The 22,818-nt window shown below is 64.1% G+C and carries 20 protein-coding genes; 15 read left to right on the top strand and 5 right to left on the bottom strand.

Annotated elements, in window-relative coordinates; translation table 11 throughout:
• Window positions 1-63 precede the first annotated feature (63 nt).
• From DQW91_RS08930 to DQW91_RS08945, 4 genes are all read left to right on the top strand, one after another.
• Window positions 64-507, top strand: a complete 444-nt coding sequence (locus DQW91_RS08930; protein ID WP_245410962.1) for a MarR family winged helix-turn-helix transcriptional regulator — start codon at window positions 64-66, stop codon at window positions 505-507.
• A gap of 21 nt (window positions 508-528) precedes the next feature.
• Window positions 529-1,164 (top strand): LysE family translocator, encoded by a 636-nt coding sequence (locus tag DQW91_RS08935; RefSeq protein WP_112663243.1) that lies wholly within the window; start codon window positions 529-531, stop codon window positions 1,162-1,164.
• Between the two features lie 213 nt (window positions 1,165-1,377).
• Window positions 1,378-2,143, top strand: a protein-coding gene (locus tag DQW91_RS08940; RefSeq protein ID WP_112663341.1) for an IS5 family transposase whose coding sequence is annotated in 2 segments (ribosomal slippage) — window positions 1,378-1,743 and window positions 1,745-2,143 — 765 coding nt in all. Because the reading frame shifts where the segments join, the coding sequence is not laid out codon by codon here.
• Window positions 2,144-2,684: 541 nt separating this feature from the next.
• Window positions 2,685-3,488, top strand: coding sequence for a MetQ/NlpA family ABC transporter substrate-binding protein (locus DQW91_RS08945; protein WP_112663244.1), 804 nt, complete (start codon window positions 2,685-2,687; stop codon window positions 3,486-3,488).
• A 75-nt stretch (window positions 3,489-3,563) separates the two neighbouring features.
• On the opposite strand, the gene DQW91_RS08950 is transcribed toward DQW91_RS08945, so the two are convergent.
• The 3 genes from DQW91_RS08950 to DQW91_RS08960 form a co-directional block, all read right to left on the bottom strand.
• Entirely contained in the window at window positions 3,564-4,436 is an 873-nt protein-coding gene (locus tag DQW91_RS08950; RefSeq protein ID WP_112663342.1) for a 4-(cytidine 5'-diphospho)-2-C-methyl-D-erythritol kinase, read from the bottom strand.
• A 52-nt stretch (window positions 4,437-4,488) separates the two neighbouring features.
• Window positions 4,489-6,267 carry a tetratricopeptide repeat protein gene (locus DQW91_RS08955; RefSeq protein WP_245410963.1) on the bottom strand — a complete coding sequence of 593 codons (1,779 nt, stop codon included), beginning with the start codon at window positions 6,265-6,267 and terminating at the stop codon, window positions 4,489-4,491.
• Window positions 6,268-6,560: 293 nt separating this feature from the next.
• A complete protein-coding gene (locus DQW91_RS08960; protein WP_112663245.1) occupies window positions 6,561-8,225 on the bottom strand; it encodes an electron transfer flavoprotein-ubiquinone oxidoreductase in 1,665 nt (554 codons plus the stop codon).
• Between the two features lie 180 nt (window positions 8,226-8,405).
• Between DQW91_RS08960 and DQW91_RS08965 the strand changes: the two genes are divergently transcribed.
• The 4 genes from DQW91_RS08965 to moaB all read left to right on the top strand — a co-directional run bounded on the left by DQW91_RS08965 (window position 8,406) and on the right by moaB (window position 11,383).
• Entirely contained in the window at window positions 8,406-9,245 is an 840-nt protein-coding gene (locus DQW91_RS08965; RefSeq protein WP_112663246.1) for a uracil-DNA glycosylase, read from the top strand.
• A 72-nt stretch (window positions 9,246-9,317) separates the two neighbouring features.
• Window positions 9,318-10,184 carry a KPN_02809 family neutral zinc metallopeptidase gene (gene ypfJ, locus DQW91_RS08970; protein WP_112663247.1) on the top strand — a complete coding sequence of 289 codons (867 nt, stop codon included), beginning with the start codon at window positions 9,318-9,320 and terminating at the stop codon, window positions 10,182-10,184.
• 82 nt (window positions 10,185-10,266) lie between these two features.
• Entirely contained in the window at window positions 10,267-10,803 is a 537-nt protein-coding gene (locus tag DQW91_RS08975) for a DUF6622 family protein (RefSeq protein WP_112663248.1), read from the top strand.
• Between the two features lie 28 nt (window positions 10,804-10,831).
• On the top strand, window positions 10,832-11,383 hold the full coding sequence (moaB, locus tag DQW91_RS08980; protein WP_112663249.1) for a molybdenum cofactor biosynthesis protein B: 552 nt from the start codon (window positions 10,832-10,834) through the stop codon (window positions 11,381-11,383).
• Here moaB and DQW91_RS08985 read toward each other — a convergent pair.
• Window positions 11,380-11,901: a glycosyltransferase family 2 protein gene (locus DQW91_RS08985; protein WP_157961384.1), complete on the bottom strand. Its 522-nt coding sequence runs from the start codon at window positions 11,899-11,901 to the stop codon at window positions 11,380-11,382. The two genes, moaB and DQW91_RS08985, sit on opposite strands and share 4 nt — an antisense overlap.
• 110 nt (window positions 11,902-12,011) lie before the next feature.
• Here DQW91_RS08985 and DQW91_RS08990 point away from each other — a divergent pair, with 110 nt between their 5' ends.
• The 4 genes from DQW91_RS08990 (at window position 12,012) to DQW91_RS09005 (ending at window position 16,695) form a co-directional block, all read left to right on the top strand.
• Window positions 12,012-13,295, top strand: a complete 1,284-nt coding sequence (locus DQW91_RS08990; protein ID WP_112663251.1) for a PA0069 family radical SAM protein — start codon at window positions 12,012-12,014, stop codon at window positions 13,293-13,295.
• 192 nt (window positions 13,296-13,487) lie between these two features.
• Window positions 13,488-14,129 carry a ribonuclease HII gene (locus DQW91_RS08995; protein ID WP_112663344.1) on the top strand — a complete coding sequence of 214 codons (642 nt, stop codon included), beginning with the start codon at window positions 13,488-13,490 and terminating at the stop codon, window positions 14,127-14,129.
• A gap of 158 nt (window positions 14,130-14,287) precedes the next feature.
• The gene (locus DQW91_RS09000) at window positions 14,288-15,481 is read left to right on the top strand and encodes a site-specific DNA-methyltransferase (RefSeq protein ID WP_112663252.1); all 1,194 of its coding nucleotides are present in this window, start codon (window positions 14,288-14,290) and stop codon (window positions 15,479-15,481) included.
• A gap of 284 nt (window positions 15,482-15,765) precedes the next feature.
• Window positions 15,766-16,695, top strand: a complete 930-nt coding sequence (locus DQW91_RS09005) for a LysR family transcriptional regulator (protein WP_112663253.1) — start codon at window positions 15,766-15,768, stop codon at window positions 16,693-16,695.
• Between the two features lie 200 nt (window positions 16,696-16,895).
• On the opposite strand, the gene mutY is transcribed toward DQW91_RS09005, so the two are convergent.
• Complete coding sequence (mutY, locus tag DQW91_RS09010; protein ID WP_112663254.1) at window positions 16,896-17,996, bottom strand: A/G-specific adenine glycosylase; 1,101 nt, start codon at window positions 17,994-17,996, stop codon at window positions 16,896-16,898.
• A gap of 68 nt (window positions 17,997-18,064) precedes the next feature.
• Between mutY and DQW91_RS09015 the strand changes: the two genes are divergently transcribed.
• The 3 genes from DQW91_RS09015 (at window position 18,065) to smc (ending at window position 22,811) form a co-directional block, all read left to right on the top strand.
• The gene (locus DQW91_RS09015) at window positions 18,065-18,601 is read left to right on the top strand and encodes a DUF721 domain-containing protein (RefSeq protein ID WP_112663255.1); all 537 of its coding nucleotides are present in this window, start codon (window positions 18,065-18,067) and stop codon (window positions 18,599-18,601) included.
• 64 nt (window positions 18,602-18,665) lie between these two features.
• On the top strand, window positions 18,666-19,304 hold the full coding sequence (locus DQW91_RS09020) for a DsbA family protein (protein ID WP_112663345.1): 639 nt from the start codon (window positions 18,666-18,668) through the stop codon (window positions 19,302-19,304).
• Between the two features lie 45 nt (window positions 19,305-19,349).
• On the top strand, window positions 19,350-22,811 hold the full coding sequence (gene smc / locus DQW91_RS09025; RefSeq protein ID WP_112663256.1) for a chromosome segregation protein SMC: 3,462 nt from the start codon (window positions 19,350-19,352) through the stop codon (window positions 22,809-22,811).
• Window positions 22,812-22,818: the final 7 nt, after the last annotated feature.

The raw sequence follows: 22,818 nt of genomic DNA on the forward strand, positions 1-22,818 counted from the left end.
TAGTGGCATATGCCACTATTTTGTGGTAGAACGTCGCTGTCAGCTCTGTCAACGGGAAGCATCGTGAAAACCCGAAAGCACAACGAGCGCCCCGTCGAGCGCTGCAATGGAACAGCTTTGCGGAAAGCAAGCCGCTACCTATCGCAGTTCTACGATGCCGCGATCGCCCCGAGCGGGCTTCGGGGTACGCAAAAGGCGATCCTGGCGACCATCGATCGGGCTGGTCCGATCTCGATGGGAAAGCTCGCCGACGAGTTGCTCATCGATCGATCGGCGCTCTCGCAGAACATGAAGCTGCTTGAGCGCGAAGGTCTCGTCGTCGTATCCGCCGATCTCAAGGATGGACGTGCGAAGCTGGTTTCCCTCACCGACTATGGGAGGGAGCGACATGCGGTTGCGCACCCGCTTTGGGAGGCGGCGCAGAAGCGGTTCGAGGAAACCTACGGCGCCGAAGACGCCCTCCAGTTGCGCCACCTCATGGCGCGTATCACCAACCTCGAACTTTAATCAGCAACAAGCGATCGCCCGATGTTCGACCTTCAAACCTACTCTCTCTTTCTTGCGACGGCTGCGGTCTTAGTGGTGACACCCGGGCCCGACACGGTGCTGATCCTGTCGCGTACGATCGCATCTGGGACGGTCGCGGGGCTGATGACGCTCGTCGGAACTCAGGTTGGAAACGTCGTGCATGCGGTGCTCGCGGGCGTCGGCGTCTCGACTGTCGTGCTGCTTTTCCCGGTCGCTTTCACCGCATTGAAGTGGGTCGGTATTCTCTATCTGCTCTATCTGGCGGTCATGGCGTGGAAGGCGACGCCGACGCTTGAACTCGACCACTCCATGGCGGGAGGTCGGGGACACGCGGGTCGCTACTTCATGCAGGGTCTGTTCAACAATCTCGCCAACCCGAAGATGATCGCGTTCTTCCTGGCGCTGTTCCCGCAGTTCGTTCACCCCGAGGCCGGATCGGTCGCTCTCCAGAGCCTAGGCTTGGGGGTCACGCTCGGGGTCATGGCCGTTTTGTGGATCGGCCTGATCGTTTTCGCTGTGGGTCGTTTCCGAACGGTCGTCCAGTCGAACACGACGTTTCTCACGCTGGCCAACAAGCTCGCTGCCCTGACATTTTTCGGGCTCGCGTTGCGCCTGGTGTTCGAAGAGCGGTGCTGAGGCGAGCCTAGCGAAGGCGCCACTCGCCCTTAGATACGCTGGGCGCGCCAGTGTACTGGCTTGCGCGTGTAGCGCGTAATGCCTTGTTATTCGGCTTTGGCTGCGCGTACGGCCTGTAGTCTGCCCCCATCCGGGATCTTCGGAACTTCCGCTGAAAGTCGGATGAAGGCATGGGGCTTTCATATCTGGCCGCGCCCGATTGGGAGTTTGGGCATGAGCCGATATGACCTGACTGACTTCGAATGGCGGATCATCCAGCCTCTTCTACCGAACAAGCCTCGGGGCATGCCGCGCGTAGATGATCGGCGAGTACTGAACGGCATCCTTTGGGTGCTGCGATCCGGTGCGCCGTGGCGCGACCTGCCGGAGCGCTATGGGCCGCGCACCACCTGCTACAATCGCTTTGTACGATGGCAGAGAGCGGGCGTGTGGGATCGCCTTATGAGTGCGATCACTGCGCGCGAGGGCAGCATCCAGATGATCGATAGCACCTCCGTTCGCGCACACCAGCAAGCCGCGACGACAAAAGGCGGGGGCATAGATCACGGCCTCGGCCGTTCTCGTGGCGGGCTCACGACCAAAAATCCACGTCGTCGCCAACGCGCAGGGATTGCCTATCCGAATCGGACTGACAGCCGGGCAAGCGCACGACGGGCAGATCGTCGACGAGTTGCTCAACCATCTTGGTCCGCGCACCATCGTATTGGCGGACAGAGCTTATGACGCAGATCGCATCCGCGAGATGATACAGACCCAGGGCGCCACGCCCAACATCCCGCCCAAGCGCAACCGGCACTGGAAGCCTTGCTTCAGCAAGCGGCTGTACCGTGAGCGTAACCTAATCGAGCGGTTCTTCTCCAAGCTGAAGCACTTCCGCCGCGTCGCCACCCGCTATGAGAAGCTGGCCGCGAACTTCCTTGCCATGGTCCAGCTCGCGTCAACGCGACTGTGGCTGCGCGCTTATGAGTCTACGACCTAGTTCTCGCGCCGCCCTTTTGCGCAGTCGCCCGGCATGCCCGGGGCCTTATCCGGTATTCAGAACACGCGAAGAGCGCTCTCAATCGATTCCCGGTGAAATTCCTCAATCCCCCCTCTATTCGCGGCACAATTCCTCCGCTCCAGGATCAAAATTCCCCATTCAAGGCCATTCGGAGAACAACTGGGCCTCAAGTGTCGTTCTTTTAAAAGAACATTTTGATTGACGCCGCGATCCTTCAATGCGAGGTTGTCAGTGCTTCGGACGGCGTTCGCCTTCTCCCAAGCCGCGGTGATTTGAGACGAGCAGCTTGCCCCGCGTCACCAACAGCTAAAGCGCCACGGAGCGAAAGCCTCGTGGTTCAACACGAGGAAAAAAGGCCATGATGAAAACGAGCATCATCATCCCCGTTTCGACACATGCCGCCGCGATGGCGGGCTGTTGTCGCCGCTTCGCTTAAAACCGGTTTCCACCTTCCCATCATCGACCGTCGCGCACGGCTTTCGCAGCCGACGGTACAGTTTTGTCTGAAAGAGGTCTCACCATGAGCAAGTTCACACGTCGCGCCCTGTTCTCGGCCACCCTGGCGCTTGGAACCGCCTTCGCCACGCTTCCGTCCTACGCGGAGCAGTCCATCAAGGTCGGCGTCATGGCCGGCGCGGAAGAAGAAGTGGCGAAGGTCGCGCAAAAGGTCGCCGCGGGCAAAGGCCTGGAGGTCACGCTTGTTCCCTTCTCCGATTACGCCCTCGTCAACGAAGCGCTGGCGCGCGGCGATCTCGACGCCAATGCGTTCCAGCACAAGCCGTATCTCGATGCGCAGATCAAGGCGCGCGGCTACAAGATCGCTCCCGTCGGTTTCACCTTCGTGCAGCCCATCGGGCTCTATTCGAAAAAAGTGAAGGCGATCTCCGATCTGCCGAAGGGCGCCAAGATCGGCATCCCGAACGATCCGAGCAATAGCGGTCGCGCGCTCAATCTTCTCGCCGCGCAAGGCCTCATCAAGATCGCGCCGGGCAAGGCGCTTTCGCCGAGCGTGCTCGACATCGCCGAGAACCCGAAGGGCTTCAAGTTCTCCGAACTCGACGCCGCACAATTGCCGCGCGCCCTGCCTGATCTCGATGCGGCTGTCATCAACACCGACCACGCCATCAATGCGGGGCTCGACATCCGCAAGGATACGATTGCGGTAGAAGCGCGCGAGGGCAATCCTTACGCCAACTTCATCGCCGCCCGTCAGGGCGACGAGAACCGCGCGGAGATCAAGACGTTCGTGCAGTCGTATGAATCGCCGGAAGTCGCGGCCTATCTCGAAACCCGCTTCAAGGGCGCGATCATTCCCGCGTGGTAAGATCGCAAGATCAATTGCATCACATCATCCCCGGAGCTTGCTCCGGGGATTTTCGTTTCAACGCGAGCGTAGTGATCAGCGAAGGCTTGTCGCCTGCACCCACCAATCGGGGCGCGCTTTCTTGAGTACCGCTTCTGCACCAACCGATGCATCGCGATCCGCATAGAGCCCGAACACCGTCGCGCCGGAGCCCGACATGCGCGCCAGCACGCAGTCCTTCGTTTCCGCGACAAGATTCAACACATCGGCGATGACTGGCTGAACGCGCAACGCTGCCTCTTCGAGATCGTTGCGCGCCTGCTTCAGCCGTTCGACGAGCGATGCTGTCGAGGTTTTCCCGATAGACGGATGCGCCTCTCCTCCAAGCGACTGCCCCGGCTGCAGACCCAGTGCCTTGAAAACGGCGGGCGTCTCCACTGGAACGCGTGGATTGACCAGAACCGCATGAAGGCGCGGCAATGAAATCGGCGCTGACAATTCCGTGCCGATCCCGCGCATCACGCGCGCGCGCGGATCGAGGCACACGGGCACGTCCGCGCCGGTGAGACGCGCCGCCTCGCGAACGGCTTCATGCGACAACGGCAGATCGTTGAACCGAGCCAACAAGCGCAAAGCCGCAGCAGCATCGGACGAACCGCCGCCTATGCCGGCGGCGACAGGAAGGCGCTTTGTCAAATGAAAGGCGCCGACGCGCAGATGCGGAATGCGCTCGGCAAGAAGGCGCGCCGCTTTCAGAACGAGATTGTCGGCATCGTTTCCCGCTAGCATCGCCGTCGGGCCCGACACCTGCAGCGCAAGTTCGTGTCCGGGCTCAAAGCTCAGCGTGTCGCCCAGCCCCGCGAATGCAACGAGGCTTTCGAGATCGTGATAGCCATCCGCTCGCCGCCCCAGCACATGGAGCGTCAGATTGATCTTCGCGGGCGCGCGCGTGGTGAGCGATGACGTCATCGGGAAATTCCGGACCATGACTTTGAATCATGATCCGGATCGTGTTGCGCCGTCAGCCGCCGTTCGGCTTCTGCTCGGCGGGAGCGGGAGCGTTCTCGGCAGCGGGTTTCGCATCGTCGAGGCCGTTGGCGATCTTCTTGAGGATCTTTTCGAGATCCTCCGGCTCGGGGTTCGAATCCTTGGCATGGTTCCACTGGAACCGCGCCTCGTTTTTGCGCCCGACCTTCCAGTAAGCATCGCCGAGGTGATCGTTGATGACCGGATCGCCGGGCTTCAGTTCGACCGCCTTCTCGAGTTCGCGCGCAGCGTCATCATACTTCCCGAGCCGATAATAGGCCCAGCCGAGAGAGTCGATCACCATTCCATCGCGCGGTGCAAGCTCGACAGCGCGCGTCAGCATTTTGAACGCTTCGTCGATGTTCTGGTTCTGGTCGACCCAGGAATAGGCGAGATAGTTCAGCACCTGCGCCTTGGCGGAAGGAAGGCTGTCGGGCACGAGTTCAAGCGCCTTCTTCATATCGGGTTCGCCCTTCTCCCACTGCTTCGAGCGTTCGTAGGAGGAGCCGCGATAGAAGAACAGGATCCAGTGGCCGCGATCGGGCGTGCCGATGAGTTCGATAGCCTTGCTGTAAGTCTCCGCCGCTTCGGCGAATTGCTTGCGCGAACGCTGCACGTTGCCGAGCGCCATGACGACTTCGACATCGTCCGGACGCTCCTTCATCTGCATCTGCAGATAGGTGACAGCCTCGTCGCCGCGTCCCATGAGTTCGAGGTTCTGGCCGACCGCGATGTCGGCGCTCGCGCGCACCGGCTCGCTCTTCGGCACGGCCAGGAAAGCTTCGTTCGCGCGGTCGTACTGCTTCAGCTTCTCATAGAGATCGCCAAGGGTGACGAGCGCGAGCGAATGCTCGGGGTTAAGATAAAGGCCGAGGCGCAGATAGATGATCGCGGTGAGTTCGTCGCCCTGCCCGCTGCCGACGACGCCGAGACCGTAGAGCACTTCTGCCGCGCCGTCCTGCGCGGAGGCGACGATGGGCTTGAGCGGCTTGCCGGCCTTGATCGCATCCACCGAAGCGCGAACGATGGGATGGCGCGGCAGCGCCTCCTCGAACGCCTGATAGATCGCGAGCGCCTCGTCCTTGCGGCCGCGTGCGGCCTCGAACCGGGCATAGGCATCGACGATCTGGAGCGTGTTGCGTCCGTTTTCATAGGCGTTCTTGAAGCGCTTCTCCGCTTCCGCCGTGTTGCCGGTGTACTGGGCGATCAGGGCCGCGTGATATTCACGAAACTGGCTGAAGGCCTGCTCATTCTTGAGCTTGTCCACGAGGGCGAGGGCCGCCTTGCCGTTGCCGGCGCCAGCCTGCGCCCAGGCCGAGAGCAGGGTGGCGGTGATATCGACCGCCCGGCCACGCCCGCCCTGATTCAGGCTGGTGCGGGCCTGTGCGTATTTGCCTCCCTTGAGGGAGCGCACGCCCAGGGTGAACTGAGCCAGGCCGTTGGCGGGGTTGCGCGCCACCAACCGCTCGGCAGACTTGAAGGCATCGGGCATCGAGCCATTGGCGAGAAACGCCACGAAGGCACGCTCCATCAGCTCCTGATTGCGTGGGTCGCCCTCGATAACGTGACGGTAAAAGATCGTCGCCGCATCCGTATCGCGCGCCATGCCGGCCACATAGGCCGCGAGGTAATTACCCTCCAGCGAGGCGGCGGGATGAACGGCTTCCTTCGGATCGGTACTCACGGCGAGCGCGGGCAAGGCCGCAAGACTCGCAAACGACAGCACAAGAACAGACAGCCCCCGGCGGACCGAGGTCGACTTCACATTTGGCACGAAGCGTGGCTCCAATCATCGCGACACCCGTTCCGGATGCGCGCCAATTCAGGCCGGAGAATGGCCGTTCCAGGTTGCGTCGGCAAGGGTGACTTTGCCGCGCTGCGATATTCTTTTGCGGAAGTGGCAGGATCGTGACCGGAAACGGCTTTTTCAGCTCGTTCCGGTCACCGCCGCGCTCTCGCGCCTCGAGCAAAATTCGATCATGCGAAATCGGAATTTTGCTCTAACTTTCTGATTTAACGCATTTTCTTCACGAAAAGTGGCGGCCACTTTTCTTGAAAATGCTCTCGTTACATATTCACGTAATTCGGCCCGCCGCCGCCCTCGGGCGTCACCCAGTTGATGTTCTGGTTCGGGTCCTTGATATCGCACGTCTTGCAGTGGACGCAGTTCTGCGCGTTGATCTGGTAGCGCAGGTCCGCCCCCTCCCCGACCCATTCATAGACCCCCGCCGGGCAATAAAGCCGGGAGGGACCGCCGAACACATCGTGTTCCGAGCGCACCTGCAGCCCCATGTCCCTCACCTGAAGGTGTGGCGGCTGGTCTTCCTCGTGGTTGGTGTTCGAGAGGAACACCGAGGAGAGCTTGTCGAAGGTCAGGACGCCATCCGGCCTTGGATAGGCGATGGGCTTCACCTCGGAGAGCGGCTTGAGGGTCTCATAATCCGCCTTGCCGTGCTTGAGGGTTCCGAAGAGCGAGAAGCCGGCGATCTGGTGCAGCCACATGTCGAGCCCGCCGAGGCCGACGCCGATGGCAGTGCCGAATTTCGACCAGAGCGGCTTCACATTGCGGACGCGGTAAAGGTCCGCCCCAATGGCCGAGGAGCGCCAGGCCTCTTCATAGGCCGAAACCTCGTCATTCGCCCGTCCGGCCTGCAGGGCCGCAAAGATGTGCTCGGCGCAGAGCATGCCGGAGAGGATGGCGTTGTGGCTGCCCTTGATGCGCGGCACATTCACGAAACCGGCGGCATCGCCCACGAGGCAGCCGCCCGGGAAGGTGAGCCGCGGCACCGACTGGTAGCCGCCCTCCATGATGGCGCGCGCGCCGTAACCGATGCGCTTTGCGCCCTCGAACACGTCCCGGATCATGGGGTGCGTCTTGAAGCGCTGGAACTCGTCGAATGGCGAGAGGGTCGGGTTCTTGTAGTTGAGGTGAACCACGAAGCCGACGGACACGAGATTATCGTCGAAATGGTAGAGCCAGGAACCGCCGCCCGTATCGTTCGGCAGCGGCCAACCCATGGAATGGCGCACGAGACCCGGCCGGTGGTTCTCCGGCTTCACCTGCCAAAGTTCCTTGATGCCGATGCCGTATTTCTGGTGGTCGCTGTGCCGGTTCAGCGCATAGTGGTCGACCATCCGCTTCGTCAGCGAGCCTCGCGCGCCTTCGGCGAAGATCGTGTACTTGGCGCGCAGCTCCATGCCGCGCGTGAAATTGGCGTTGGGCTCGCCGTTCTTGCCGATACCCATGTCCCCGGTGGCGATACCGGCGACCTTGTCGTTCTCGATCAGCACTTCCGCCGCTGGAAAGCCCGGATAGATCTCGACGCCCAACTCTTCCGCCTTGCGGCCGAGATAGCGGGCGACATTGCCAAGCGAGCCGATGAAGTTGCCGTGATTGTTCATGAGCTTGGGCATGAACAGGTTCGGCACCCGCATGCCGCCGGCGGGGCCGAGATAGAGAAACTCGTCCTTATTGACCTGCGTGTGCAGGGGCCGCTCGGGGTCCTCCCGCCAGTCCGGCAGGAGCGCATCGAGCCCAATGGGGTCGATCACCGCGCCGGAGAGAATGTGCGCGCCGACCTCGGAGCCTTTTTCCACCACCACGATGGACAGATCGGCCCCGCTCTGGGCGGCCACCTGCTTCAGCCTGATGGCCGTCGCCAGGCCCGCCGGCCCGCCGCCGACGATCACGACATCGAACTCCATGGATTCGCGGGCAGGCAATTCGGCCATAGGTTTTCTCCTGGTGCGCGTGGCACACAAAGCGGATAGTTCATACATGAACCATCCGGACGATCCGCTCAAGCGACCGTTAGGTCAACTTTGGAACTGTTTCATTCAGGAAATTGCCTTGTGCGGCAAGAGGCCCTCCACGTTGTCCACGCTCCCCAACCCGCGTAGAGTGGGAAAATCATGTCAGATCTCGTCCCCGACAAGGCCGGCCTGGAGGCGATCCTCGACTATTACGTCGAGGCGGGGGTGGACCTTGCCCTCGACGAGGAGCCGCATGACCGGTTCGTGGAAACGGCCCTGCCGCCCCCTGCCCCGATCGTTCGGCGAGAAGAGATCGCTCCCCGCGAGCCCGCCGACGCTCCCCCGCCCCGCGCCCTGCCACAGGCGGCGGTGGCTCCGGAAGAGGCTGCCGTTCAGGCGCGGGAACTCGCCCGCCACGCGCGATCCCTCGAGGAACTGGAGACCATTCTCGCCGCCTTCGAGGGTTGCTCCCTGAAGTCCAGCGCCAAGAACCTCGTTTTCGCCGACGGCACGCCGCAGAGTCGGGTGATGCTGGTGGGCGAAGCGCCGGGGGCGGACGAGGACAGGATCGGCAAGCCCTTTGTCGGCCGCTCCGGGCAGCTGCTCGACCGCATGCTCGCCGCCATCGGCCTCGACCGCGCCGAGGTCTACATCGCCAACGTGGTGCCCTGGCGCCCGCCGGGAAACCGCACGCCGACGCCGCAGGAAGTGGCGATCTGCAAGCCGTTCATCGCCCGCCAGATCGAACTGGCGAAGCCCGACTTCCTTATCTGCCTCGGCGGCCCCGCCGCGCAGAACCTTCTGAATCTCAAGGAGGGAATCTTGCGCACGCGCGGGCGCTGGTTCTCTTACCGCACTGACGAGGGCCGGGAGATCCGCGCCCTGGCGACGCTTCACCCGGCCTATCTCCTGCGCCAGCCCTTGCAGAAGCGCCTCGCCTGGCGGGACTTTCTGGCCCTGCGCCGTGCGCTGGACGGTGAAACCGGGACTGGCGAATAGCCGCCAGCACGGCAGGAACCGTGCCGGCCTTCGCGGATTTGAATAACATGCCCGTTCGAACTGGAAACGATCATGCGCTGGGATGACTTCCGAACCTCCGACAATGTGGAAGATCGGCGCGGATTGCCGGTCCCCGGCGGCGCGCGGGGGCTCGGCATCGGTACGATCATCATTCTGGGCCTCATCGGCTGGGCTCTCGGCATCGACCCTCGCCTCCTGATCGGCGGGGCGGAAATGTTCCAGCAGCAGAGCGGCGGCTATGAGCAGCAACAGGGCAAGACCGGCGCGCCGCAGGATCAGATGGGCCGCTTCGCCTCCGCCATTCTCGGCAATACCGAGGATGTGTGGAAGGAGACGCTGCCGCAGCAAACGAACCGCCAGTATCAGGCCCCTCGCCTCGTCATCTTCTCAGGTGCGACGCGCTCCGCCTGCGGCTATGCGCAATCGGCGATGGGACCGTTCTATTGCCCCAACGACCAGACGGTCTATCTCGACCTCTCCTTCTTTCAGGACATGCAGACGCGCTTTCGCGCGGGCGGCGATTTCGCTTATGCCTACGTGATCGCGCACGAGATCGGCCACCATGTCGAAAACCAGCTCGGCATTCTCTCCCGCGCCCAGGCGCGCCAGCGCGAAGTCGGGCAACCTGAAGCCAACCAGATCTCGGTGCGCATCGAACTGATGGCGGATTGCCTTGCAGGCGTGTGGGCGCACCATTCGCAGCAGCGCTGGAACGCGCTTGAGGAAGGCGACGTGGAGAAAGCCATCGCCGCCGCACAGGCCATCGGCGACGATCGCCTGCAACGCCAGACGCAAGGCACCGTCATTCCGGATTCCTTCACCCATGGCACATCGGAGCAGCGCACGCGTTGGCTGATGACGGGGCTGAAAACGGGGCAGGTTCAAGCCTGCGACACGTTCCGGGCGAGCAAGCTGTAGTCGCAAATTTCAGGCAAGCCAGTATTTAGACTATCTTCCTTCTCTGCGTTATTGTCGGGCTGATCCGGTGGCAGGGCAACATATGATTGAAGCTTGGTATTTTCTTCTTGCGGTCGTCAAGAACACACCTTTGTGGACCTGGTTACTCTTAGCCTATCTTATATTTCGCGGCGTTCGTGCAATGCGCAGGGGTGTCGCTTCGTTATGGCGCCTCTCAATCGTTCCGATGGCATTTGCTATCTGGGGGATCTGGGGCGTATTTGAGCGGTACCACGCTAGTAGTCTAAGCATCGCTATCTGGATAGCGAGCATCGGTTTAGGCCTTGTGTCAGGAGCCTTGTTAGCCTCACGCATCGAAGTTCGCGTCGACAAGAAAAAGAAGTTGCTCGAGCTGCCGGGAAGTCCGCTGTCCCTCTTATCGATACTAGGTGTTTTTAGCCTCAAGTATGTTCTTACAGTTCTCGCTGTCATTCAACCAAAGACAGCGGTGGACGTTTGGTTCGTGATCGTCGATGTCGGAACGACAGGTCTTGTGGCTGGAGCCTTTGGTGGGCGTTTCATCAATCTCTGGCAGAGGTGCCAGACCGCGCCATCGAGCGTCGAGCTCGTTGAAACCTGAACCGTTCTTACTCCCCCATGAGATGACTATGCCGAGCACTGACACCCTCCCATTCGTCTCGCTTTCCATCGCCGTGCTCACCGTCTCCGATACGCGACGCATGGAGGATGACCGGTCCGGCAATCTTCTCGCCGAGCGTTTGACGCAAGCCGGGCACAGGCTCGGCGACCGCGCCATCGTCACCGACGATCTGGAGGCGATCCGCGGACAAGTGAAGGCGTGGGTCGCCGATCCTTCCATCGACGTCGTCATCACCACCGGCGGCACAGGCTTCACCGGGCGCGATGTGACGCCGGAGGCCATCGAGCCGCTGTTCGACAAGCGCATGGATGGTTTCTCGGTGCTGTTCCATCGCATTTCCTACGACAAGATCGGCACCTCGACGATCCAGTCGCGCGCGACGGCGGGGCTGGCCGGAACGACCTTCATCTTTGTGCTGCCGGGCTCCCCCGGCGCGTGCAAGGATGCGTGGGATGGCATTCTCTCAGGCCAGCTCGATTATCGGCATCGCCCGTGCAATTTCGTCGAGATCATGCCGCGCCTCGATGAGCACCTGAAGCGCACGAAAGCGCGCGATTAGGACACCGCAGCGGCGCGTTTCGAGAAAAGCGGATCGCGCTCGATGAAGGCTGCGAGGCTCACCGTGGAACGAGCCTTCATCTGCCCGGTCACGACCTTCTTGTGAACGAGGTCGCCCGCGCGGCTGTCGCCGCTGCCGATCAGCGTCCGCACGAAGCCCCTGACGCTGCCGAACACGCCGGATGAGCGGCGCTTGAGCTTGCCCGAACGGTCCGGTCCCGAGAACGTGGCGAAGCGTTCGAGTATCTGGATCCAGCCATCGGCCAGAATGTCGCCGTCATCGAGGCAGAGCAGCCAATCCCGCCGAGCGAGGCGCGCGCCTTCACGCCACGGCTCCACGGCCGTGACGACGAGTTCCGCCCCCGCCGCGTCCGCCACCTGGGCGATCCTGTCGTCGGGCCGGTCCGCAAGAATGACAGCATCGCCCACAAGCCCAGCCGCGACGGCCGGAACGAGCGCGCTCAGGGTGACGGCCAGGGCCTCGGGCCCATGCTTCACCCGGACAAGAACAGTAATCATGAGTTTCACCATAGCGCTTCATTTCGCCGCCTTGAAGCCGTCTTGATTTTGTTCTTGATTTGTTCTCAATTCATACCCTTAATCCAGAACCAAGTTCACAGGAGGCTCTCATGGCTGCGCCCGTTCCGGCCCCTCGGCCCATCGTTCCTTCGGGCTTCCGATTGGAGGTCGAGCCCAAGGCGGTTTCCAAGCCGGCTCCGAAACCGGACAAACCCGGACGCTTCCGCCCCGGCTACAAGAACGAAGCGGCCCTCGATCGCATCCGCACCCGTGACAAGACGGAAGCCGTGGAGGCCGCGCACCGGCGGGCCGTGGACCCGGCCTACCGGGTCGACAACGAAAAGCGGCGCGGGCGCGGCGCAACCGCGAACCCGACTGGCCGTTACGAGACGGCGGAACGCGAAACTTTCGAGGACGGCTGGGATCTCAAGGAGGAGATTTCCTCGATTGCGACGGAAGTCATCGTCGAGAAGCCGCGCACCATCATCGCGAGGAACGATTCGCCGGATATCGGCTTCGACCAGTCGATCAATCCCTATCGCGGCTGCGAGCATGGCTGCGTCTATTGCTATGCGCGGCCGACCCACGCGTTCCAGGGCCTGTCTTCGGGGCTCGACTTCGAGACCAAGATCTTCGCCAAGCCCACCGCGCCCGATCTTCTGCAGAAGGAGCTTTGCGCCAGGAACTACGTGCCCAAAGTCATCGCGATGGGCGCGAACACCGATCCTTACCAACCGCTGGAACGCAAGCTTCGCATTACACGCGGCATTCTGGAGGTGCTCGACAAGGCCAACCACCCCGTCGGCATCGTCACGAAATCAGCGCTCGTAACCCGCGACATCGACATCCTGAGCCGGATGGCGGACCGGCAGCTCGTCAAGGTCGCGGTCTCGATCACGACGCTCGATCCGACGCTCGCCCGCAAGATGGAGCCCCGCGCCGCCTCGCCCGCCAAGCGCCTCGAGACAGTGCGCAAGCTCGCTGAGGCGGGCATTCCGGTGGGCGTGCTCGTCGCGCCGATCATTCCGGCGATCAACGATCACGAGATCGAAGCGATCCTCAAGGCCGCCTGGCAGGCCGGGGCGCGGGAGGCGGGCTATGTGCTGCTGCGCCTGCCTTATGACCTCAAGGACCTGATGCGCGACTGGCTCGTGGAGCACTATCCCGACAAGCTGAAGCACGTCTTTTCGCTTCTGCAGGACGCGCGCGGCGGCAAGGATTACGATGCCGAGTGGAGCGTGCGGCAAAAGGGCGTCGGCCCCTTCGCCTGGATCGTCGGCCGCCGCTTCGAGGCCGCGACCGAGCGCCTCGGCTTCAACAAGAGCCGCTCGCGACTGCGCACGGACCTCTTCCGCGCGCCGTCGAAGGATGCGGGGCAGCTGTCGCTGTTTTGAGGATCTTGTTCCGACCCCCACCCTCACCCTGAGGAGCGGCGAAAGCCGCGTCTCGAAGGAGGATCCAGCGCGTACTGGAAACGCCTCGCCCTTCGAGACGCTCCGCTCCTACAGGGTGAGGCTGTGTGGGCACCCATCCGCGACGATGGCGCGGAGGTGACAAGTGTCCCGCTTTGGCGTTTCTGTTGGGACATGACCGCCCCGATTCGCCAAAGTCAGAAGCCCGGCCTGCGCTTCAAGCACGAGCGCTCGTTCCATGCGGCGGGCTATCGCTGCATCGCGGGGCTCGACGAGGTCGGGCGCGGGCCGCTGGCGGGGCCGGTGGTTTCAGCCGCCGTGGTGCTCGACCCCAAGGCCGTGCCGAAGGGGCTCGATGATTCGAAGGTGCTGACGGCGGCCCGGCGGGAAGAGCTTTTCGAGGAGATCGTGGCGACGGCGGAAGTCGGCATCGCCTCGATTTCCCACGGCGAGATCGACACCATCAATATCCGGCAGGCGTCCCTGCTCGCCATGCGCCGGGCCTTAGCGGCCCTGCCCTGCAAGCCGGATCTCGCCCTTGTGGACGGCAACGATCCGCCGAAGCTCCCCTGCAAGGTCGAAACCTTCATCGGCGGGGACGCGCTGATCGCCTCCATCGCCGCCGCCTCCATCATCGCGAAAGTGGTGCGTGACCGGCTGATGGTGCGCCTCGGCGCGATTTATCCGGTCTACGGATTCGCCACCAATGCGGGCTACAGCACCAAGGCGCATCTTTCGGCGATTGCGAGCGAGGGTCCGTGCCCGTTCCATCGCCTAAGTTTCTCGCCTTTGCGCCAAGGGTTACTGGATCTGTAACCGACCTTAACGCCCGTTAAGAGAAAAACTCAATAAAAACAATGGGTAGGAAAGATTTGCCGACCCAAAATAAGATGTATTTTTTCTCACTTGGAAACTTCGTCTTTACCCTAACGAGCCATGATCCGGATTGTCAGTTGCGTAACCGGTGATCACCCATGGGTACCTCGCGTACCGGGGCTGCCGGCGCCGCCTCCCGGATCAGTGTCTCGCGTACCGGGCGGACCGCGCCGGCGCCTCGGACGGGGCTCAAGAGCCCCCCTTCCGTCTCGCCCTCCCTTCCCCTCGACCAGATTCTCCTGGGCGACTGCATCGCCAATCTGGAGAAGCTTCCGGCCGAGAGCGTGGACGTGGTCTTTGCCGACCCGCCCTACAATCTCCAGCTCGAACAATCCCTGACGCGCCCGGACCACAGCCTTGTGGATGCGGTCGATGACGATTGGGACAAGTTCGCGAGCTTTGCCGATTACGATGCCTTTACCCGCGCCTGGTTGCTCGGCGTGCGCCGCGTGATGAAGAAGAACGCGACGTTGTGGGTCATCGGCTCCTACCACAACATCTTCCGCGTCGGTGCGGCGTTGCAGGATCTGAATTTCTGGCTGCTCAACGACATCGTGTGGCGCAAGGCCAACCCGATGCCGAACTTCCGGGGCCGCCGCTTCACCAACGCGCACGAGACCATGATCTGGGCCTCGAAGAGCGCGGACGCCAAGAATTACACCTTCCATTACGAAGCGCTGAAGGCCGGCAACGACGACGTTCAGATGCGCTCCGATTGGCACTTGCCGATCTGCACGGGCGAAGAACGCCTGAAGGGCGAAGATGGCCGCAAGGTCCATCCGACCCAGAAGCCGGAAGCCCTGCTCGCGCGCATTCTCCTCTCCTCCTCCAATCCCGGCGACGTGGTGCTCGACCCGTTCTTCGGCAGCGGCACCACGGGTGCGGTGGCCAAGAAACTCGGCCGCCACTTCATCGGCCTCGAGCGCGATCCGGCCTATGCCAAGGCGGCGCGGGCGCGCATCGATGCCGCCGAACAGCTCTCCGGCGTCTCCATCGCCGCGCCGCCGGAAAAGCGCGCGGAAGTGCGCGTGCCCTTCCTCGCCCTCATCGAAGGGGGGCATGTGAAGCCCGGCGAAACGCTGGTGGACGAGCGCCGCCGCTACACGGCTACTGTCCGCGCGGACGGAACGCTTGCCCTCGATAGCATCGTCGGCTCCATCCACAAGATCGGCTCGCTGGTGCAGGGCCTTCCCGCCTGCAACGGCTGGACCTTCTGGCATGTAAAGCGCGACGGCAAACTCGTCTGCATCGACGATTTCCGGGCGAAGGTCCGTGCGGAGATGGCGGCCTGATCGCCCGCTTTCTCAAGCGCTAATTTCCGGCCGCGACGCACCCGTCGCGGCCGTTTTTGTATCAGAGGGGCGGCCCGACCCGACATATGACGTAACGTAAGCAACGTGAACGGGCCGCCAACGCCGTGGCAACAATCCGGAACACCCACATCGGCGTGGGGTAGCCGCGCGAGACTGGCAGGCTGTGCCGGTCGGCACATTGCATGAGGATCGGACTCATCATCGGCCCCTCATGCAAAAGTTACCCCTATGCCGAACCGCCCGAAGCGCTTTAGCATCGTCTCATGGCTTCTTCTGTTATCGACGCATCCTGGCTCAGCGCCGCCGAGCCCTCCTGGGATGACCTCAAGATCTTTCTGGCCGTGGTGGCTCATGGATCGATGAACGGCGCGGGCAAGGCGCTCGGCCAGAGCCAGCCGACCATCGCCCGGCGTATCCGCATGCTGGAAGAGGCGCTCGGCGTCGTGCTGTTCCAGCGCGGCCCGAACCGGCTCGACCTGACGGAGGCGGGCAAGGCGGTGCTGGAGGCCGCCTCCCCGATGGCGGAAGCCGCGAGCGCCGTGCCGAAGACCGCCGCCGCCTACCGCCCCGACCCTGACGCGCCGGTGCGCGTCACCGCGACAGCGTCGGCCACCATGTTTCTCTCCTCCCACGCCGCGGCACTGGCGCGCGCCGCCGCGCCCTGCGAGATCACCTACATCCCGACGCGCCGCCGCCTCGATCTTGCGGCGGGCGAGGCCGACATCGCGCTCAGAATGCGCCGCCTGCCGGAGCCCGATGACAACCTTCTCGTCCGCAAGGTCGGCGTCATCGCTTTTGCGATCTACGCCTCCTCCCCTCAGCCGCAGGCCGTGATCGCGCCGACGGAGGATCCGTCGCTTTCCCGGCAGGCGGCCTTCACCACCGATTTTGCTGAGGAGCGCCACATTCCCATCGCCGCCCGCATCGGCGACATGCCGATCCGCTATCAGGCGGCGAAGGCGGGCCTTGGTGCGGCGATGCTGCCGTGCTGGCTCGGCGATGCCGATCCCGGGCTCGTGCGCGTCGCCGAACCGCGCGAGGACCTGATCGAGGACGTGTTTCTCCTCACCCACCAGCGCAGCCGCAACCGCGCCAACGTGAAGCGCGTGAGCAATGCCATCGCGGCACTGTTCAGGAGTGAGGCGGCGGTGCTGAGCGGGGAAAGAGGCAGTATGGCGCTGGCCTCGGCGTGACGCGCTTCCAGCGCGCTGGAGACGTCTCGTCCTTCGAGACGGTGCCAACGCACCTCCTCAGGACGAGGCTTACGGGGAGAGTGCGGACCGCCCGCTGCTCCGGCGTCACCCACTGAACCTCATCCTGAGGAGCCGTCAAACACGGCGTCTCGAAGGAGGATCCAGCAAGCATCGGAGACGCTATCCTCGGATCGGAGTCTCTAAACCTTCTTCACCTTCGCGAGCTCTCCCGGCAGGTCGCCGAGGGCGTGGACGAGGGCTTTCTTCATCACGCCGGGGAGCGCTTCCTCGTAAAGCTTCAGCCGGGGTGTCCAGCGCATGTCGTGCGGGGCGGGCGTTCCGCGCGGCACCTTCGCGAAGAGCACCGTCAGCTCCAGCGGGAAATGGGTGAAGACGTGGCGCACCGAGCCGGGCAGGCGCTGCCAGCGGGCCTCGATGGGAGCATCGAGCACGGCGCGAGAGGGTTCGTAGGTGGGGTCCCATTCACTGGTCGGCGGCTCGGCCATGCTGCCGAGAAGACCCTTGGGCGGGCGGGTGCGCAGGAGAATGGTGTCGTCGGCCCGTAGCACGACGAAGGCCGCGCCGCGTCTGAGCTGGCCCTCCACCTTCTTTTCCTTGCGGGGATAGGTTTCCTGCAAGCCCTGCTCCCGCGCCTGACAGGGCGCCATCCAGGGGCAGAGCGCGCAGGCCGGGCGCTTCGGTGTGCAGATGGTCGCACCGAGATCCATCAGGGCTTGTGCGAAATCACCCGGGCGGCTCGCCGGCACCAGCTCTTCCGTCAGCGCCTTGATGGCGGGCTTTGCCTTCGGCAACGACTCATCGAGCATATGGATGCGGGAGAGAACCCGCTCCACGTTGCCGTCCACTGCCGCGGCGGGCTCATCGAACGCGATCGCCGCCACCGCCGCCGCCGTGTAGGCCCCGATGCCGGGCAGGTTGAGCAATTCCGATTCGGTCGCGGGAAAGCGCCCGCCATAGCGCGCCACCACCACCTTGGCACAGGCGTGGAGATTGCGGGCGCGGGAATAATAGCCGAGCCCGGCCCAGGCCTGCATCACCGCCTCTTCCTGAGCCTGAGCCAGCGCCTGAACCGTTGGGAAGCGTTCGAGAAACTTGAGATAGAAGGGTTTGACCGCGACCACCGTGGTCTGCTGCAGCATGATCTCCGACAGCCAGACGCGATAGGGATCGGCCGTCTCGCCCGGCTTCGCGCGCCAGGGTAGGTCGCGCCGGTGACGGTCGTACCAGTCGAGAAGATCGGATGCGCGGGGCTTGGCGACTCGCGCCGCGGGCGTTGACATGCGATCTGCAATACCGATCCTGACGGAATATTCCAGCGCCGCTTTTGGCGCAGTTTCAGATAGCCACAATGCGAAAGCCGAGCCCCCGGCGAAAACCCTTCTCGAAACCGCTCGCCGATTTCATCGACGTGTGCCTCGGCCCGAGCCTTGCCGCGCAGGGCTTTGCCACGTCGGACGTGCTCGTGGCGTGGCCCGAGATCGTGGGTGAGCGCCTGGCGGAATTCACGCAGCCCCTGAAGATCGAGTGGAAGCGGAAGGGGCCGAACGCCGATCCCGAGGCGCGCCCGGAGCCTGCGACCCTCATCGTGCGTGTGGAAAGCGCTTTCGCCCTCGAACTCCAGCACCTGAGCCCGATCGTCATCGAGCGCGTCAACGCCCATTACGGCTGGCGCTGCATCGGCAAGATCGTCCTGAAACAAGGGCCGGTGCGGCGGGTCAAACCGCAGAAGCCCCCCATGCCCGTCGTCGGTGATGAGGATCGCCAACGCATCGGCAATGCCGTCGGTCCCATCGAGGAGGAGGGCCTGAAGGCCGCGCTGGAGCGCCTCGGCACCGCGGTCGTCGGAACGGCAAAGGCCGCCCGCCCACGAAAGCGTGAGGAGTGAGGCGCTTGCCTCGGGCCTCGTCCCGTTCTACCGCATGGATGACTTCTTACGGAGCCTTTTTCAGATGATCACCCGGCGCCAAGCGCTTCACCTTCTCGGAACCGTGGCCGGCTCGGCCGCTCTCGTCTCCAGCCTTCCGGCCCTCGCGCAAAACGCGTCCGTGGCGGACCTTGCGGTTCAGGGCCCGCTCGGCGACGTGGTGCTCGGCCCGGAAAACGCGAAGGTGACCATCATCGAGTACGCCTCGCTGACCTGCTCCCACTGCGCGAACTTCCACGCCACGACCTACCCCGAGTTGAAGAAGCGCTATATCGACACCGGCAAGGTGCGCTTCGTCTTGCGTGAATTCCCGCTCGATCCCTTGGCCACGGCCGGTTTCATGCTCGCCCGCTGCGACGGCGACGCGAAATATTACCCGGTCAGCGACATGCTGTTCGACCAGCAGAAAAACTGGGCTTTCACGGACAAGCCCCTCGACGCCCTGCGGCAATTGCTGCGGCAGGCAGGTTTTTCACAAGAGAAATTCGACGCTTGCTTGCGGGACCAAAAACTTTATGACGCGGTGAACGCGGTGAAGAACCGGGGTATCGAGACCTTCAAGGTCGACTCCACCCCGACCTTCTTCATCAATGGCCAGCGTCAAGCCGGAAGCATGTCGATCGATGAGCTTGAGAAGATCATCAAGCCGCTTTTGGGAGAGTAACTCCCCGAGAACCGCCCTTTTGAGGCGGAACGGTGAGGCGCGCCCATGAAACTGACGCGCCTCCGCATCGCGGGTTTCAAGACCTTCGTCGAGCCGATGGAGTTCCTGATCGAGCCGGGTTTGACCGGCGTGGTCGGGCCGAACGGTTGCGGCAAATCGAACCTCGTCGAGGCGCTGCGCTGGGTCATGGGCGAGAATTCCCACAAGAATATGCGCGCCACCGGAATGGATGATGTCATCTTTTCCGGTTCGGGCTCCCGCCCCGCGCGCAATTCGGCGGAAGTGACGCTCACCATCGACAATGCCGAGCGCACCGCGCCCGCCGCCTTCAACGATACGGACATCCTGGAAATCTCGCGCAAGATCGAGCGCGAGGAAGGCTCGACCTACAAGATCAACGCCAAGGAAGTGCGCGCCCGAGACGTGCAGATCCTGTTCGCGGACGCCGCCACCGGCGCGCGCTCGCCCGCCCTCGTGCGGCAGGGCCAGATCAGCGAGATCATTTCGGCAAAGCCCCAGGCCCGCCGCCGCATTCTGGAAGACGCCGCCGGCATCGCGGGCCTCCATGCCCGCCGCCACGAGGCGGAACTGCGCCTCAAAGCGGCGGAAGACAACCTCGTGCGCGTGGAAGACGTGCTGCGCGAGCTTGAATCGCAGATCGAAAACCTCAAGCGCCAGGGCCGGCAGGCCTCGCGCTATAAAAACCTCTCGGCGGAAATCCGTCGCCTCGAGGCGCTGCAATACGCCATCGCCTTCGCCGATGCGCGCGAGCAGGCGCAGCTTTCCGAGCAGCAGGCGGGCGACAACCTCAAGGCCGTCGCGGATGCGACCGAGGAACAGACCCGCACCGCCACCGCACAGGCCATCGCGGCCCACGCGATCCCGGCGCTGCGCGAGGCGGAAGCCGTCGCCGCAGCGGCCCTGCAGCGGCTGACTCTCGCTCGCAACGACCTCGACAACGAGGAGCGCCGGTCGAAGGACCGCGTGACCGAACTCGAGCGGCATATCGCCGACCTCAACCGCGACACCGCCCGCGAGGCTGCCCTGCACGGAGACGCGCAGGCGACCATCGAGCGCCTGAGGGCGGAGGAAGCGGAACTCACCCAATCGACCGACGGCGCGGGCGAGGCCCGGGCCGAGGCCGAGGAGCGCCTGCGCAACGTCGAGGAGGAACTGGCAGAGGCGGAAAATACGCTTGCCGCCCTCCAGTCCCAGGTGTCCGACCTCAACGCCCGCCGCGCCGCCCTCGAGCGTGCCGTGCGCGAGGAGATGGAGCGCGCAAGCCGCTTCGCCGCCGAAAGAGAGCGCCTCGAGCGCGACATTGAGGCCCTCATGGCCTCCACCGGCGATGAAGGGCCTTCCGCCGAATCCCTGCGCGAAGAAGTCGCTATCGCCGAGGAAATTGCTCAGGAAGCGGAAGAATCGGTCATCACCGCGCGCGAGGCCCTTGCCTCCGCCCGCGAGACCGAGAACCGCCTGCGCCAGCCCTTGCAGGAGGCCGAGCGCAACGCGCAGCGTTTGGAAACCGAGGCGCTGACCCTCGCCAAGCTTTTCGCCACCGAATCGAGCGAGATGTGGCCCCCGGCCTTGGACCAGATCAGCGTCCAGAAGGGCTTCGAGGCGGCACTCGGCGCAGCACTCGGCGAGGATCTCGATGCCTCGACGAACCCCTCAGCACCGTCTCATTGGGCCAATACGGGCCTGGGCGAGAGCGATCCGGCCCTGCCCGCCGGCGTGCAATCCCTCGCCGATGTCGCCAAGGCTCCGGCAGCTCTCCAGCGCCGCCTGAAGCAGATCGGCGTGGCGGAGCGAATCGATGGCCTTCGCCTGCGCGGCGAGTTGAAGCCGGGCCAGCGCCTCGTCTCCCGCGAGGGTGACTTATGGCGGTGGGACGGGTTCACCACCGCCGCCGAAGCGCCCTCCGCCGCCGCCCGCCGTCTGGCGGAGAAGAATCGCTTGGGCGATCTTGAGCGCGAAGCCGCCGAGGCGCGCGAGGCCGCCGAGCATTTTCGCCTGCAGGCCGAGGACGCTCTGGCCACCGTCCGCACCGCCGCCTCCCACGAAATGCAGGCCATCGAGGCTGCCCGGCAGGCCCGGCAGGCGCTTGACGGTACGCGCCAGCGCCTCGCTACCGCCGAGCGTCGGGAAGCCGAGCTCGGCCAGCGCCGTTCCGCCCTGCAGGAAGGCCTTACCCGCCTGACCGCCAGCGAGAGCGAGGCGCAGGAGCGCGTTCGCGACGCGCAAGAAGCCCTCGAAGACCTCGCCCCCGGCCCGGATCTTGAAAGCCGGCTTCTGGAAGAGCGCACCCGCGTCGCCGAGCAGCGCGCCGCCGCCTCGGAAGCCCGCGCCGCCCTTCAGGCCCTCGTCCATGAGGCGGACATGCACCGCCGTCGGCGCGAGGCCATCGCCTCCGACATCCGCTCCTGGGCCGAGCGCGCCGAGCGCGCTTCCCGCGCTTCCGTCGATCTCGGCGAGCGCCTGGAGCGCGCCCAGGGCGAATTCGAGGCGTTGCTCGAAGCCCCAGACACCTATCTGACGCGCCGCCGCGCCCTGCTTTCGGAAATCGAAGCCGCGGAGGAAAAGCGTAAAGAGGCCTCCGACCGCCTCGCCGACGGCGAGGCCGCCCTGGCCGAAGCCGACCGCGCCGCCCGCGCAGCGCTGGAAACCATGTCCTCCGCCCGCGAGGCCCGCGCGGGTTCGCAGGCCCGCCACGAGGCGGCCGTCCAGCGTCTCGCCGAGGTGACCCGTGCCATCGCGGAAAACCTGGAGACGACGCCTGCAGGCCTGATCGAACTCGCCGGCTTGAAGGAAGGGGCGGACCTGCCCCACCAGAGCGAGATCGAAAGCCGTCTGCACTCCCTTAAGGGCGATCGCGAGCGCCTCGGCGCGGTGAATCTGCGCGCCGACGAGGAGCTGGTCGAGCTCGAAACGAAGCATTCGAGCCTTGCCGCCGAGCGGGACGATCTCGTCGAGGCGATCAAGCGCCTGCGCGGAGCCATCGGCAGCCTCAACCGGGAAGGCCGTGAGCGCCTTCTCGCCGCCTTCGACGTGGTGAACGCCCACTTCCAGCGCCTGTTCACCACCCTCTTCGGCGGTGGCACGGCGGAACTGACCCTGGTCGATTCGGACGATCCGCTGGAAGCCGGTCTCGAAATCCTCGCACGCCCGCCGGGCAAGAAGCCGCAGAGCATGACCCTGCTCTCGGGTGGCGAGCAGGCCCTGACGGCAACCGCGCTGATCTTCGCGGTATTCCTCACCAACCCCTCGCCGATCTGCGTGCTGGACGAGGTGGACGCGCCGCTCGACGACGCCAACGTCGAACGCTACTGCGACCTGTTGGAAGACATGGCGAAGCAGACAGAAACCCGCTTCGTCGTGATTACCCACAACCCGATCACGATGGCGCGGATGAGTCGCCTGTTCGGCGTCACGATGGCAGAACGGGGCGTCTCGCAGCTCGTCTCCGTGGATCTTCAGGCCGCCGAGCGCATTCTTGAAGTGGCCTAAGGCTTTC

Source organism: Microvirga flavescens (genome assembly GCF_003290125.1).
Lineage (GTDB): Bacteria > Pseudomonadota > Alphaproteobacteria > Rhizobiales > Beijerinckiaceae > Microvirga > Microvirga flavescens.